The sequence below is a fragment of the Jejuibacter sp. L23 genome (genome assembly GCF_050815825.1).
GTDB lineage: Bacteria > Pseudomonadota > Gammaproteobacteria > Enterobacterales > Enterobacteriaceae > Jejubacter > Jejubacter calystegiae.
In genome coordinates this window covers 689538-704244 of the sequence record NZ_CP138199.1, presented here as the reverse complement: position 1 = coordinate 704244, position 14707 = coordinate 689538, and the positions used below count along the sequence as shown (strand labels likewise).

Here is a 14707-nt window from a genome sequence, read left to right as displayed (position 1 = left end):
TATGACGTGCAGCTAAAACAACGCAGTCGACGGAATCGACCGCTGATTCCCCGGCACTTCTCCCAGAGCTATAAGATTAATGCGCCGCGCCTGAAGACGGTGCTGGCACTCTTTTCCTCTTTTTTTCTGTGCCTGCTGCTGTTCGCCGTAGTGTTCGATTTTTCAGAAACCACTCTGGCGCGTGGCGTGCTTATCCCCGGTCAGGGCGACGTGGAGGTCCGAGCCAGAGAGTCGGGCACTATCGTCGACTTTATGGTACGCCCCGGCGATTACGTTAAAGAGAACGACAAACTGTTTACCGTCTCTCAGGACTACGGCGGCAAGCAGGGATCGGTAGTCACCTTCGATCGCCAGCAGATGGAGGAAGAGAAAGCACGTAGTGAAATGCGGGTTAAGGCCATCGATGCCTCCATCAAGGCCTATAGTGACAACCTGGTGCGACAGCTGAAAATTACCAACCAACAGATCGCGGTTTCGCGTCAAAAGGTAGAAAAGCTGCGCGCTCTGTTGAAAAACAATCAGGAAACCTATGTTGCCTGGAAAAAGATGGCGCAGAAGGGCTATGTCTCGAAAGCGGATCTCGACCAGAGCCATAATGAGATGCTGAACGCTCAGGTTAACCTGACTCAGGAAGAGAGCACTATCCTGGAGCTGGAGGCCCGCAAAAACAGCCTTACCGACAGCACTCAGGCGCAGATCGACTCGCTGAGCGAAGAGCAGCTGTACGTTAAAAATCGTATCAGCGAAATCGCCCGTAACCTGTCGAGCCGCGGCAGTTCAACCATTTCTATGCTGGCCCCGGCCAGCGGCTATGTGGTGGCAATTAACTTTCCCCCCGGTCGGGCAATCACTCAGAATAATGAAGTGGTGGTGGTGATCCGCAAAAATGAAGCCGCCACCATGGAAGGCTATCTCTATATTCCCGCCCTGGGCGTGGGGCGCGTTAACAAAGGGGATAAGGTGAAAGTGCGCTTCGACTCCTGGCCGGTGGATAAGTATGGTTCGGTGGAATCAACGCTGTCGGACTTCTATGAAGTGAATATCGATCCGAAATCGGCGCTGATTCCGCTTCAGGAGGGGCAAAACTACTATCTGGCCAAAGTACAGATGCCCTCCTGGTTTACCGATCCGGAACATCATAAGCGCATGCTACGTGGCGGCATGACCATTAACGCGGATATCGTGATAGACCGTAAACCGCTGATCAATATGTTGATTGCACCACTGGAGCGAGTGCGTAAACGCTTTATAGAGTGACTCGATATTTTTGCTGTGTTGCTTGTTGCTACCTTTGCCAGGCCTATGCCTGGCTTTTTTTTTGGTTCATCGCGGATTAGCGTGGAGTGTTCGAAAGCGGAAACAAAAAACCAGCAGAATATGATGATGTGGTGGGCTGCTCCGTTCACTCTGAGTGACAGCTTCTCTGTTGATTCACAGCCGGTGAACGGGCCAGGGGCTCAGTCGCCGCTCCCTGGCAACCCGGGCTTTCCGGCAGTAAAAAACGCCCTTCGGGGCCCCTTCGCTTATCACTCCGGGCTTTTCGGACCGGGCGAGAGCCGCCATCCCTGGCGGCCTCGCCCTGTCGCGACATCCTTGTCGCTCCTCCGGCCCTCCGTGAACGCTCCGGCGTTTTTTAAGCCGGGGCATAACCCCCTTATCGCTTCACCCTGTTTTTTCAAATGACACCGGCAATGCCTTTCCTGATTAATTTGGGCAGAAGATGAAAGGCGGCAACACTCCTCCGGCTCAAAAATGCCGACGGGATTCCGGCTCTCAGGGACGCCCCGCAGGGATGCGGGGTGAGGGCGCGCCTTACAGGGACGTTACATCGCGCCCGGTCCCGTCAAGAGAGCCGGGAGCGCGGAGGGGACCCGAAGGGCATTTTTTTCGCCGGGCGCCGGGGGTTGTCAGGGGGCCGGGCGTAAGGCCCCCTGACCCGGTCACCGGCTCCGCTATCGACATATGCAAAATCACCTTAAGGTGAACGGAACTTTCTCCTGCGCTACATACTCACCCAGAAGATGGGGCAGCCGCCGGTAACTTCAGCTTCACGCTAATCCGCGATGAACCTTTTTTTTGGCCGCCCCGCAGGCGCGGCCAACTCAGGCTACTGGCAGGCCACCAGATTTTTCATCTGCTGTTCATCCGGCATGCCCACAATCTGTTGCAACACGCGATCCTTATTCAGATAGTAGATGGCCGGTGTCCCATTGGCACCTAACTCCTCCATCAATCGCTGGTTATTCTGGATCTGGTTAAAGATGGGGCGCGGCGTCTGCTCCAGCTTCGGTGGTTTTACCTTACCGTTCGAATTTTCGAAATCGCGCCAGGCCTTATTCGGGTCCTTCGCTCCCAGAATCGCCGCCGCATGCAGGGCGCTATCCTGACGAATCACCCCCACCAGCTGGGTCTTGATACTGATTTTCTGCTGCTTAACCCAGGGCTGAGCCTGATGCCAGAACTGGTTGCAGTACGGGCAGAAAGGATCGGCGAACACCACCACCTGACAGGCCGCAGATTGACTGCCCTCCTCCAGACCAGGGGCGGTCTGGAGCCGCTTCCACATCTCGCGTCCTGCCGGAATGTAGATCTCATCATTAATGATCTTTTCGCTCAGGTTGTTGCCCTTAGCATCATAGATGTAGCCGGAAATGGCATGCTTCTTATCCGGGGTCAGAAAAATGGTCACGCCGGTATCCTGGTATTTTCCCAGCCAGCCTTGCACGCCGCCGGGGGCGGTAAAGGGCTTAATAATCTGGATACCCTGCTTTTCAAACTGCTGCACCGGTTCGGGCAGCGGCTGGGTGGCGGCCAGGGCATTCACGCCCATCAGCATCGCGCCCGCCGCGACGAAAAATTTGTTCATTGCTACTCCTTAACGGAACTCACGTAGATAGGGAAATCGTTGATCGTGTGACTTCAGCGTCAGCTATTCCCTGAACACGCAGTTTGTCAGATGTATTCGCCGTCGCGGCCAGGGGGGCTCGTGGCCGTGGGGAAACGGCGCCCGGCGCGCCATCAATACAGGAAGCAGCAGTGCCAGCAGGCCGGGCAGCAGCACAATGGCGTCAAAGAGCAGGGGCAATGCCGAAAACAACGAGTGAGCGCTAAGCTGGCAGGGCGAGAGCGCCGCAGGCAGCGGCTGTTTATCCTCAGGAGCCTGGGCGGCATGGATAACCCCCGCCGCAGTGATTTGCAGATCGCGCAGCACGCCAGCGCGCTGGGTCAGGCAAATCATCATCGCAATGCCGGTCAGTACCAGAAACGCCAGCGCTTTAAGCTGGCGTCGTTGCTGAAAAGATGAAGAATTGAGGGTCGTCATGGCGCTAAGCATAGGAATAAGCCATAAGCGCGGGCAAGGCGAAATTTGTAAACAAGTCGCTTCTCCCCGCCCTTTCCTCGTGAGCAGCTTACCCCGCCAGCGGTACATCTCCCGCCGCCAGGCGCAGATAACCGTGATTGCGATTCAGCAGATCGTGCGCCCGCCAGGCATCCAGTCCGGTCAGCACCATCAGAATGGCCGTCTTGCAGTGGTTGTTACAGGCGGCCAGCGCCGTTTTGGCCGCCGCACGCGAACAGTCCGCGGCTTCCATCACTATCGCAATCTGACGCTCGCTACAGCGATCGCCAGCGGGCTCCAGATCCACCCGCAGGTTGCCGTATACCCGACCGCTGCGCACCGCCAGTCCGGTGGTCACCATATTCAGCACCAGCTTCTGGGCAATGAGCGCTTTCGGATTGCCAAAGCCCGCCACCACTTCCGGCCCGGCTTCGGGCACCACCACGATATCCGCCAGTTGGGCGGCTTCGCTCTGGTGCGTTGCGCTAATGACCGCCGCCGGCGCGCTCATGGCCCAGGCGTGACGCAGTGCGCCCCAGACCCAGGGAGTTCTGCCGCTCACGGTCAGCCCCACCAGCATATCGTGCGGGTTAAAACCGATAGCTTCCAGATCCCGCGCGCCGCGCTCATAATCCATGGCCGCTTCCGCCGAAGTATTCAGCATGGCTTCTGGCCCACCAGCCAGCAGCGCCACCACCGGGCCACCGGCTCCGGGAGCATACTCGGCTGCCGCCAGCATGCCCTGGCGACCTGAAGCACCGGCCCCCACCAGTACCAGACGCCCGCCCCGACTCACGGCCGCGGCGGCGTTATCCACTAACCGCGCAATATCAGGGAGGCAGGGAGCGATAGCGCTGGCGATCTGCATATCTTCCTGATGGATAACCGCTAACATATCCCCGGTGGACAGCCTGTCGATCTCCGCCGTCCTGGCATTGCGTCTTTCCGTAATCTTATCGTTCAGCCTGTTGCTCATAACCACCTCCTTTGTCGTGACTGCCCCTCACTATAAAGAATTTCCTTATACCGACATGCGAATGCGGTCACGAATACTCAGCCCTTCCTGCGCTATTTGCGGGCTGGCGCACAGGCTGAATCGCAATCAGCCATTTCCGGTTCGACTTTCAGAACGCCCCACTGCCGGTATAATTAGCTTTTTATACTGTCCACCGGGGCGTCGATGAGCGATTTGCAGCAACTCCAGGAACAGCGCCCGATGAAGCTAAGCACGGCAGTTACGCTGATGGTCTGTAGCGTGGTGATCTCGGTTCTGCTGGTGGTGTTCACCCTCTATTTTATTCAGATCGGCCGCGCCACCCACGATGGCGTGAAGGAGACCGCCCTTGCCGTCGCCCGTACTCTGGCCGACGCGCCAGAGGTCAGACGCGGTCTGAGCCACTCCCCGCAGAGCAACATTATCCCGCCCCTGGCGCACCGGGTGGAGCAACGCAACGGCCTGCTCTATGCGGTGGTCACCGATATGCGCGGCATTCGTTACACCCATCCTAATCCTGAGCTTATCGGCAAACGCTTTATCGGCGACGATCTGACGCCAGCGCTGCAGGGTAAAGAGAATATCGCCGTAAATAGCGGCGTGCTGGCCCAGGCGCTACGCGCTTTTACCCCGGTCTATGATGAACAGCATCGTCAGGTCGGCGTGGTGATTGTCGGCCTTTCCCTGAGCGGCGTAGCCGAACAGATCAACCACAGCCGCTGGAATATCCTGTGGGCGCTGCTGTTCAGTATTCTGGTGGGGGCGCTGGGCATCTGGGCGCTGGTGCGGGTGCTGAAACGCATTCTGTTCGGCCTGGAGCCTTACGAGATCTCCCGCCTGTTTGAGCAGCGCCAGGCGATGCTGCACTCCCTGAAAGAGGGGGTTATCGCCGTGGATGCCCGGGGTCGTGTCTCGCTCATCAACCATGCCGCTCGTCAGATGCTGCTGTCTACCAGCGCCAATGACGCCCATGCCCCGTTACTGGATGGCCTGAACGAGGTGCTGAAAAGTGGTCAGGCCCAGCAGGATCGCGAGGTCAACGATTATGGCCGCCTGCTGCTTAGCAATACCGTGCCCGTGCGCAGCAATAACCGGATTATCGGCGCCATCTGTACCTTCCGCGATAAAACCGAAATCGACCGGCTGACCCAGCGGCTGGACGGCATGGTTAACTACGTCGACGCGCTGCGCGCCCACTCCCACGAGTTTATGAATAAGCTGCATGTCATTCTGGGTCTGCTGCATATGAAGCGCTACGACAAGCTGGAGCAGTACGTTATTCAGACCGCCAGCCACTACCAGACCGATATCGGCGCCATTCAGCGTCAGATCCGCTCGCCGGTGGTGGCCGGTTTTCTGCTGGGTAAGATTGGCCGCGCCCGCGACGCCGGGCACAGCCTGACGCTGGCGGAAGAGAGCCGGGTGCCGGATAACCCCAACGAACAGCAGGTGGCCACGCTGGTTACCGTGCTCGGTAATTTGATCGAAAATGCGCTGGATGCCATGGCTGACCAGACGGAAGGCGAAATCGGTCTGCTGCTGCATTATCAGAACGGCTGGCTGAACTGCGAAGTCAGCGATGACGGTCCCGGTATCGGGTCCGGGCACATTGATTCCATTTTCAATAAAGGCTACTCGACCAAAGGCCATAATCGCGGCGTGGGGCTGTTTCTGGCCCGCCAGCAGTTAGAAAGTCTGGGCGGAACCCTGAGCGTGGAATCCGAACCCGGCGTCTTTACCCAATTTTTTGCCCAAATTCCCTGGAACAGTGAGAGGAGCAGTACGTGATAAATGTTTTAATCGTTGATGATGACGCCATGGTGGCGGAACTGAACCGCTGCTATGTCGCCAGAGTCCAGGGATTTCACTGCTGCGGGGTCGCCTCCAACCTCGATCAGGCGCGGGAGATGCTGAACGATCCCGCCCTGGCGGTCGATCTGGTGCTGCTGGACGTTTATATGCAGCAGGACAGCGGGCTGGATCTGCTGCCGGATATTCGCGCCACCGGCCGCCCTGTCGATGTGATCATGATTTCATCGGCTTCCGACAGCGCCACCGTTCAGACTTCGCTGCACTACGGCGTGGTGGACTACCTGATCAAACCCTTCCAGTTTCCGCGCTTTGAAGAGGCGCTCACCGCCTGGCGGGATCGCAAAAACCAGATGGACAGCCACGACTACTACGAGCAGGCAGATGTCGATCGCCTGCTGCACGGCGGCGCGCCAGAGGTCGCAGACAGCCGACGGCTGCCAAAAGGACTGACGGCTCAGACCCTGCGCACCCTGTGTCAGTGGATTGATGCCCACCCCCAGAGCGAATTTTCCACCGACGAACTGGCTAACGCGGTGGGCATTTCCCGGGTTTCCTGTCGTAAATATCTGATCTGGCTGGCGCAGATTAATATTCTGGATACCAGCATCCACTACGGCGCCACCGGGCGACCGCTCTACCGCTACCAGGTCCAGCCCCAGCATATCGGGCTGCTTAAGCAGTACTGTCAGTAAGGCGGTAGTCGTCGTCAAGTAGCCGAAAACGGAACTGGCGGGAAGAGGAGAGGATCACCCGGCGATCCCGGGTGACGAAAATAGCTTCGATATCCGGCCGCTCCTGCAGGGCGGCACAGCCCTGGTCCACCCCCATACCGTAGATCAGGGTGGTCCAGATATCGCCATCGATAGAGGCGGCGGAAATAATGGTGACGCTATCCAGCTCGTTATCAAGGGGATAGCCGGTACGCGGGTCAAGGATATGGTGGTAGCACTGACCGTCCTGCTCAAAGTAGCGCTCATAGGTGCCGGAAGTCACCACCGAACGATCCCCGACCTCCAGCGCGCCCACCAGCGCATCGCACCCGGCAAACGGCCGTTTCAGCCCGATGGACCAACCGCTCCCCAGGGTCTGAACATTGCCGCCCAGATTAATCAATCCCCGAACCGCCCCTTCCCGACGCAGAAAATCGCGAACCCGATCGGCGATATAGCCTTTGGCGATAGCCCCAAGGTCGATCTCCATACCGGGCCGGGCCAGCATCACGCTACCCGCGGCCTCATCAAGAAGCACGCCGTCGGGCCGGGTCAGCGGCAGCAGTGCGCTCAGTTCGTGAGCGGGGGGCACGCTATCGCCCCGAAAGCCGATACGCCAGCGTTTTACCAACGGGCCAATGGCGAGATTAAAGGCGCTGTCCGGCAGCAGACTGGCGGCCCGGGCACGGCGAATTAGCTCAAACACCGGGCGGCTGACCGCCACCGGATGATGTCCGGCAGCGTGGTTTATCGCCATCACCTGGGAGTCGGCGCGATTCACGGTCAGCAGATCTTCGTACTGTTTAATCAGCCGGAAAACGCTGGCCGCCAGCGCTTCCCGGGGTTTCTCCAGGGTGAGGCGGACCGGCGATCCCATCAGTACCGCCGCGTAGTGCCAGTGACCGTCGTTGTGTGGCATAGCGAGCTCCCTGTTGTTTGCCTTTGCCCCTCACCCAAGCCTCTCCCCGTATTTGCCCCTCCCCCCAACCCTCTCCCCCCAGGGGAGAGGGAGTTAGATGGTGCGGTTTTCCCCCTCTCCCTTTGAAGGAGAGAGTCAGGCGTGCGGTTTTCCCCCTCTCCCTTTGAAGGAGAGAGTCAGGCGTGCGGTTTTCCCCCTCTCCCTTTGAAAGAGGGAGCCAGGCGTGCGGTTTTCCCCCTCTCCCTTTGGGAGAGGGCCGGGGTGAGGGATCAGTCCCCGGCCTTCGCATGCGCAGCGGCCTGATGCCCGGCCAGCGTACCGAAGATAATAATATCCGCTACCGCGTTACCACCAATGCGGTTGCCGCCGTGAATGCCCCCTACCACTTCCCCTGCGGCAAAAGCGCCTGGAATAGCCCGCCGGGATGTATCCAGCACCGCGGTATCGGTATCGATAGTCACGCCGCCCATGGTGTGGTGCACCCCAGGCGCAATACGAATGGCATGGAACGGCCCGGCGTTCAGGGGACTACGCAGCGCGGTCTTACGCCCGAACTCCTCGTCCTCCTGGCGCTCGACAAAGCCGTTGTAGCGTTCCAGGGTCGCCACCAGGCGCTGCGGATCCATCCCGGTTTTTTCCGCCAGTTCCACGGCCGTACTGGCGCTGGTCACAAGCCCCCGGGCGATATATTCATCGGCGGCTTTGTTACTGGCGCGCACGTGTTCGTCGAACACCACATAAGCATATTTTTCCGGCAGCGCGATAATCTGCGCCGAGACCTTATCGCGGGTCTCCATCTCATTATAGAAACGACTGCCCTGCTGATTGACCAGGATGGCGCCGCCACCGCGAATCGCTTCGGAAATCAGATAAGAGGTGGACTGCTCAACGGTGGGGTGGATCTGAATCTCGCCCATATCCACAGTACCGGCGCCAATCTGTTCCAGCAGCGCAATACCGCTACCGGTGGCCCCTTTATGGTTGGTGGTGACAAAGCCTGCCAGATCCGGACGGTATTTCACCACCATCTGGCTGTTGGCGCTAAAGCCGCCGGTGGCGACAATCACGCTGCGGGCTTCAACGGTGAGCGTCTCACCCTCCTCATTCTTCAGGGCCAGACCGCTGACCCGACCGTTATCCATCAGGATTTCAGTCACCGAGGTATCCAGCATCACCGCGATACCGCGTTTATTGATATTGCGCACCAGGCCGCTAATCAGGTAGCCGCCTACCGCGGAACGGTCGCGCGGACGGTGGGTGCGGTCAATGCTCATTCCACCGGTAATGGTGATGTCATTCAACATAATGCCGCGCTGCGCCAGCCACTCAATGGCCTGGGGAGCGTTTTCCACAAAACGGCGCAGCAGTTCGGGGTTGTTCTTGTTCTGGCCGCCTTTCAGGGTCTCCTGATAGAACAGCGCTTTGCTGTCGTGAATCCCTTTCACCCGCTGGAAGCGGGTCTCGGCGGCGTTCATCCCCACCGACGCCTTAATGGTGTTACCGCCAATCGTCGGCATTTTTTCGACGATAAGTACGCGACTCCCCTCGTCGTGAGCCTGAATGGCCGCCGCCAGCCCCGCGCCGCCGCTGCCCACGACCACCACATCGTAGCTCTGGGGCTGCGGATCGCCGCCCTGCTCTGCCGCCAGCGCCTTACCGGACTGAATCATCGCTTTCGATACCGCCTTTTTCACCGCTTCGCTCTGGCTGGTGGCGCCGGAAATAGCATCGACGTGCGGAGTGTTGGCATCCAGAATCCGTTCGCGGATCTCTTCAAAGCTGGAGGTAAAGGCCACATCCCGATCCGGACCGGAGGCCAGAGCGATATCGGCGATGCGATCGGTTTCCAGAGTCACGTCGATCACCAGCGATTTCGCCTCATCCTGAACCGTTTCGCTGTACAGGCCGGGCTTAAACTTCGATTCGCCCATGCTCATGTCGCGAATCATGGCCTCGACCAGCGAGAAGCGCCACAGCGGCTCAGGGATATTGAGCGCCGCCCGCTGGGTGCTGTCGATAAACAGTTCCGGCGCCTCGCCGCGGGCAATGCGATCGGCCCAGTCGGGATAAGCGATGCAGGCACGCCCCACCGCCACCATATCGTAGCCGCGATCCAGCGCCATCTGAGCGTCGGATTCAGTGACCACATTCCCCACCCCAATCACCGGCAGTTGCGCCAGGCTGGCGGAACGCTGCGCCACGAATTTCTCAATAAGCGGCGTGGGATCTGTGGTATCGACGATGGATCCACGCAGGGTGTAGCCCATGGAGAAGTGCAGATAATCCAGCCCGCGTTCGGCCAGCTTTTCCATCAGATACAGCGTATCGTCGAAGCGAATGCCGGGAACTTCCAGCTCTTCCGGCGAGAAGCGATAACCGATGATAAAAGCGTCGTCGGCGTACTGGTTCACCATCTTATGGGTGATATCCAGCACCGCCAGCGGGAAGCGGGCGCGGTTATCGCGGCTACCGCCCCATTCATCATCGCGCTGGTTAGAGTTTGGGGAGTAAAATTGCTGAATCAGATAGGTATTGGCGCCGTGCAGCTCAACGCCGTCGAAGCCCGCCTGAATGGCACGCCGTACCCCATCGCCAAATTTACCGACCATCGCGACGACGTCATCGCCGGTCAGGGCGGCCGGGATCACGGCGCCGTCGCGCGGTGCGGCCAGGGCGCTCGGCGCTACCGGCGTACGGCCACCAATCAGCATCGGATCCACCATGCGACCGCCGTGGTAGATCTGCAAAATCGCCCGGGAGCCGCGGCCGTGAATGGCATCGACGATCCGCGCCAGACCCGGGATCTTATCGTCGCTGTCGATCCCCAGTGCGCCCGGGAAGGCCGGCCCCAGAGAGTCGACGAAACAGCACTCCACAATAAGGGTTCCGAGGGTGCCAGCCCGCGCCCGGTAATATTCCACCAGTTCGCTGGTCACCGTGCCGTCGTAATAACCGGTACAGGTGGTCATAGGGGCCATGACCAGGCGGTTTTTCAGCTCAGTTCCGTTAGGTAACGTAAAAGGGCTGAATATCTCCCGATGACTGTTCATAAAGAAAACTCCAAACTTTTAAAATTTAAACCTGATAATTCATGAGCGACGCTATTCTGGTTATGTTTTTTTGCCGCATTAAACGCCATTAATATAATTGTATTTTTAGTTACTAAAGCAATTACATTAGTTAAAAAACTATTGAATAATGGCAATAACACAACTACCTCAAAAGAATTATATTTTTAATATAAAGTGTTTACAATCTATTAAATATGTAAACTTTTTAATTACCTGGTCGCTTTATCACCAAAAACAACAGTCACAATAAAAACAATAAGATAAAACCACAAGCCCTCATACGCCGCTAATTAGCAGCCGCTTATTCTGATAGATACACCAGAAAAAACCATAATCCTATAGGGTTATTTTTATTTTACCTTGCGCGCTATTGGTTGTATTTTATTGATGGCGATCAACAGACCGCGCATTGAAAAATGCATGATGGAGACATCAAATATTTAAATTCAACGCTGCGCTTTTGGCGCTGAATTAGCGTGGGCCAGATTCTTATTTATTGTCATTTAGAAACTAAAGAAAGTTAAATAACTAAAAAAACCCAATAGCATCTGGTCGCATAACCGAATTTTTAACCACTTACAGACCTTTCATATGAACGCAAAAACATCGATACCGCCTGCCGCTGCGGGAAATATCACCAGCGGCAACGGCAAACGCCTGGTGATGATGGCACTGCCCTTTATCGTCGGGCTACTGCTGTTCTTCATCCCGGTGCCGGAAGGGCTTCCTCCCCATGCCTGGCACTACTTCGCCATCTTCGTCGGCGTGATTGTCGGGCTTATTTTCGAACCGCTGCCCGGGGCCGTTATCGGCCTGACCGGCGTGGTGATCATCGCCCTTGGCAGCCAGTGGCTGCTGTTCAGCCCCGAACAGGTGGCGGCGCCGGGCTTTAAAATGGCCGCCAGCTCCTTTAAGTGGGCGGTCAGCGGCTTCGGCAACTCCACCGTCTGGCTGATCTTCGGCGCCTTTATGTTTGCCGCAGGCTACGACAAAACCAACTTCGGCCGCCGCCTGGCGTTAATCCTGGTGAAATATCTGGGGCGCCGCAGCCTGACTCTGGGTTACGCCATTACCCTGGCCGACCTGCTACTGGCGCCGTTTACCCCTTCCAACACGGCACGCAGCGGCGGAACCATCTACCCGATTATCGCCAACCTGCCGCCGCTGTACGGCTCTAAACCCAACGACCCCAGCGCCCGCCGTATCGGCTCCTACCTGATGTGGGTGGCGATTACCGCCGCCTGTATCACCAGCTCGATGTTCCTTTCCGCGCTGGCCCCCAACCTGCTGGCGCTGGCGCTGGTGAAAAGCATTGTCGGTATCGATATCGCCTGGGGCACCTGGTTCCTGGCCTTTCTGCCGCTGGGGGTACTGCTGATACTGACCATGCCGCTGCTGGCTTACTGGTTCTACCCGCCGGAAGTTAAGGTCAATAACGAAGTGCCGCTGTGGGCCGCCCGCGAGCTGGAAAAGCTGGGCAAACTGTCGCGCAATGAGATCCTGCTGCTGGCGTTTGTCTGCTGCGCGCTGGCGATGTGGATCTTCGCCACCAGTTGGATTGAACCGGCCATGGCGGCCCTGCTGATCATCGGTCTGATGCTGTGGACCGGGGTCCTGCAGTGGGGTGATATCACTGGCAATAAGGCGGCCTGGAATACTTTCGTCTGGTTCGCCACCCTGGTGGCGCTGGCCGATGGCCTTTCCAGCACCGGCTTTATCGGCTGGCTGGGCAAAGAGGGCGGCGCCCTGATGGGCGGTATCTCGCCCGGCACCGCCACCATAGTGCTGCTGCTGGCTTTCTATCTGCTGCACTATCTGTTCGCCAGCACCACGGCGCACACCACGGCGCTACTGCCAGCCATGCTGACCATCGCCGCCACCATTCCCGGCATCAATATGCAGGTGTTCTGCCTGCTGATGGTCACCTCGCTGGGGGTAATGGGGATTATCACCCCTTACGGCACCGGCCCCAGCCCTATCTACTACGGCAGCGGCTATCTGCCCGCCAAAGATTACTGGCGGATGGGCACCATTTTCGGCGCCATCTTCCTGGCGGCACTGCTGCTCATCGGCTATCCGTGGATGTCCATGATGTTCTGATTTGTACTTTTAAGGCCGCCCGTTTACGGCGGCCCATATCAGTGAGAGAGCTATGTCGAATAAACCGTTTTTCTATCAGCCCCCCTTCCCGCCAGGCAAGGACGATACCGAATACTATCTGCTGACCCGCGACCACGTGAGCGTGGCGGAATTTGACGGTAAGCCGGTGCTGAAAGTGGCCCCCCAGGCGCTGACCCTGCTGGCCCGCCAGGCCTTCCACGACGCCGCCTTTATGCTGCGTCCGGCCCATCAACAGCAGGTGGCCGCCATCCTGAACGATCCCGAAGCCAGCGAAAACGATAAATACGTGGCGCTGCAGTTTCTGCGTAATTCGGAGATCGCCGCCAAAGGGGTACTGCCCACCTGCCAGGATACCGGCACCGCCATTATCGTCGGTAAGAAAGGCCAGCAGGTCTGGACCGGCGGCGGCGATGAGCAGGCGCTGACCCGCGGGGTGTACGACACCTATACCGAAGATAACCTGCGCTATTCCCAGAATGCGGCGCTGGATATGTATAACGAGGTGAATACCGGCACCAACCTTCCCGCGCAGATCGATCTCTACAGCGTGGACGGCGACGAGTACAAGTTCCTGTGCATCGCCAAGGGCGGCGGCTCGGCCAACAAAACGTACCTGTACCAGGAGACCAAAGCGCTGCTGACGCCGGAAAAACTCAAGGCTTTCCTGGTCGGGAAGATGAAAACCTTGGGCACTGCCGCCTGCCCGCCCTATCACGTCGCCTTTGTGATTGGCGGCACCTCGGCCGAATCCACCCTCAAGACCGTGAAGCTGGCCTCGGCCAAATACTACGATGCGCTGCCTGACGAGGGTAACGAACACGGCCAGGCCTTCCGCGATCGGGCGCTGGAGCAGGCACTGCTGCTCGAAGCCCAAAAGCTGGGGCTCGGCGCCCAGTTCGGCGGTAAATACTTCGCCCACGATATCCGGGTGATTCGCCTGCCGCGTCACGGCGCCTCCTGCCCCATCGGTATGGGAGTCTCCTGCTCGGCGGACCGTAATATTAAGGCCAAAATTAATCGCGACGGAATCTGGATCGAAAAACTGGAGCAACACCCGGGGCAGTATATCCCGGCACACCTGCGTCAGCAGGGCGAAGGAGAAGCGGTGCGCATCGACCTGAACCAGCCGATGGACGACATCCGCCGCCAGCTAAGCCAGTATCCGGTTTCCACCCGTCTGTCGCTGAACGGCACCATTATCGTAGCTCGCGATATCGCCCATGCGAAGCTGAAAGCGCTGCTGGATAACGGCGAACCGCTGCCGCAGTACGTGAAGGATCACCCCATCTATTACGCCGGTCCCGCCAAAACGCCGGAAGGCTACGCTTCTGGCTCGCTGGGGCCCACCACCGCTGGCAGGATGGATGCCTACGTCGACCTGCTGCAATCCCACGGCGCCAGCCTGGTGATGCTGGCCAAAGGCAACCGCAGCCAGCAGGTGACCGACGCCTGCCACCAGCACGGCGGCTTCTACCTGGGCAGCATCGGCGGTCCGGCGGCGGTGCTGGCGCAGCAGAGCATCCGCAGTCTGGAGTGCGTGGCGTATCCGGAACTGGGGATGGAGGCCATCTGGAAGATTGAAGTGGAGGATTTTCCGGCCTTTATTCTGGTGGATGACAAAGGGAATGATTTCTTCCAGCAGATCCGTAACGGCCAGTGCGCAGGCTGCGCGCAGCGCTAACCACGGCGGCTATTCAGACTCACCCTTGCACTGGCAGTTTGATTTGCACCATTGCTAAG

10 protein-coding genes are annotated in these 14707 nt (G+C 58.4%); 5 read left to right on the top strand and 5 right to left on the bottom strand.

Features of this window, described 5'->3' with window-relative positions:
- Window positions 1-6 precede the first annotated feature (6 nt).
- The gene (locus SCU88_RS03255; RefSeq protein ID WP_175340408.1) at window positions 7-1257 is read left to right on the top strand and encodes a TolC family protein; all 1251 of its coding nucleotides are present in this window, start codon (window positions 7-9) and stop codon (window positions 1255-1257) included.
- Between the two features lie 850 nt (window positions 1258-2107).
- Here the strand turns inward: SCU88_RS03255 and dsbG are convergent.
- The 3 genes from dsbG to SCU88_RS03240 form a co-directional block, all read right to left on the bottom strand.
- Window positions 2108-2866 (bottom strand): thiol:disulfide interchange protein DsbG, encoded by a 759-nt coding sequence (dsbG, locus tag SCU88_RS03250; RefSeq protein WP_175340409.1) that lies wholly within the window; start codon window positions 2864-2866, stop codon window positions 2108-2110.
- Window positions 2867-2929: 63 nt separating this feature from the next.
- Complete coding sequence (locus SCU88_RS03245; protein ID WP_175340410.1) at window positions 2930-3322, bottom strand: copper-binding protein; 393 nt, start codon at window positions 3320-3322, stop codon at window positions 2930-2932.
- Between the two features lie 88 nt (window positions 3323-3410).
- Window positions 3411-4316: an N-acetylmuramic acid 6-phosphate etherase gene (locus SCU88_RS03240; RefSeq protein ID WP_175340411.1), complete on the bottom strand. Its 906-nt coding sequence runs from the start codon at window positions 4314-4316 to the stop codon at window positions 3411-3413.
- Window positions 4317-4520: 204 nt separating this feature from the next.
- Here SCU88_RS03240 and SCU88_RS03235 point away from each other — a divergent pair, with 204 nt between their 5' ends.
- The gene (locus SCU88_RS03235) at window positions 4521-6122 is read left to right on the top strand and encodes a DcuS/MalK family sensor histidine kinase (protein WP_175340412.1); all 1602 of its coding nucleotides are present in this window, start codon (window positions 4521-4523) and stop codon (window positions 6120-6122) included.
- Window positions 6119-6838 carry a two-component system response regulator DcuR gene (dcuR, locus tag SCU88_RS03230; RefSeq protein WP_138095591.1) on the top strand — a complete coding sequence of 240 codons (720 nt, stop codon included), beginning with the start codon at window positions 6119-6121 and terminating at the stop codon, window positions 6836-6838. The genes SCU88_RS03235 and dcuR overlap by 4 nt, the downstream gene beginning before the upstream one ends.
- On the opposite strand, the gene SCU88_RS03225 is transcribed toward dcuR, so the two are convergent.
- Both SCU88_RS03225 and SCU88_RS03220 read right to left on the bottom strand, forming a co-directional pair.
- The gene (locus tag SCU88_RS03225; protein ID WP_175340413.1) at window positions 6819-7775 is read right to left on the bottom strand and encodes an FAD:protein FMN transferase; all 957 of its coding nucleotides are present in this window, start codon (window positions 7773-7775) and stop codon (window positions 6819-6821) included. The genes dcuR and SCU88_RS03225 overlap by 20 nt on opposite strands.
- A 269-nt stretch (window positions 7776-8044) precedes the next feature.
- Window positions 8045-10825, bottom strand: a complete 2781-nt coding sequence (locus tag SCU88_RS03220; RefSeq protein ID WP_175340414.1) for a flavocytochrome c — start codon at window positions 10823-10825, stop codon at window positions 8045-8047.
- 612 nt (window positions 10826-11437) lie between these two features.
- Here SCU88_RS03220 and SCU88_RS03215 point away from each other — a divergent pair.
- Complete coding sequence (locus tag SCU88_RS03215; protein ID WP_175340415.1) at window positions 11438-12946, top strand: DASS family sodium-coupled anion symporter; 1509 nt, start codon at window positions 11438-11440, stop codon at window positions 12944-12946.
- Between the two features lie 52 nt (window positions 12947-12998).
- Window positions 12999-14648 (top strand): class I fumarate hydratase FumA, encoded by a 1650-nt coding sequence (fumA, locus tag SCU88_RS03210; RefSeq protein ID WP_175340416.1) that lies wholly within the window; start codon window positions 12999-13001, stop codon window positions 14646-14648.
- The last annotated feature ends 59 nt before the right edge of the window (window positions 14649-14707 follow it).

Coding starts and splice junctions, on each gene's coding strand:
- dsbG (WP_175340409.1), bottom strand. CDS start 2,866: ATGAACAAATTTTTCGTCGCGGCGGGCGCGATGCTGATGGGCGTGAAT.
- SCU88_RS03245 (WP_175340410.1), bottom strand. CDS start 3,322: ATGACGACCCTCAATTCTTCATCTTTTCAGCAACGACGCCAGCTTAAA.
- SCU88_RS03240 (WP_175340411.1), bottom strand. CDS start 4,316: ATGAGCAACAGGCTGAACGATAAGATTACGGAAAGACGCAATGCCAGG.
- SCU88_RS03235 (WP_175340412.1), top strand. CDS start 4,521: ATGAGCGATTTGCAGCAACTCCAGGAACAGCGCCCGATGAAGCTAAGC.
- SCU88_RS03225 (WP_175340413.1), bottom strand. CDS start 7,775: ATGCCACACAACGACGGTCACTGGCACTACGCGGCGGTACTGATGGGA.
- SCU88_RS03220 (WP_175340414.1), bottom strand. CDS start 10,825: ATGAACAGTCATCGGGAGATATTCAGCCCTTTTACGTTACCTAACGGA.
- SCU88_RS03215 (WP_175340415.1), top strand. CDS start 11,438: ATGAACGCAAAAACATCGATACCGCCTGCCGCTGCGGGAAATATCACC.
- fumA (WP_175340416.1), top strand. CDS start 12,999: ATGTCGAATAAACCGTTTTTCTATCAGCCCCCCTTCCCGCCAGGCAAG.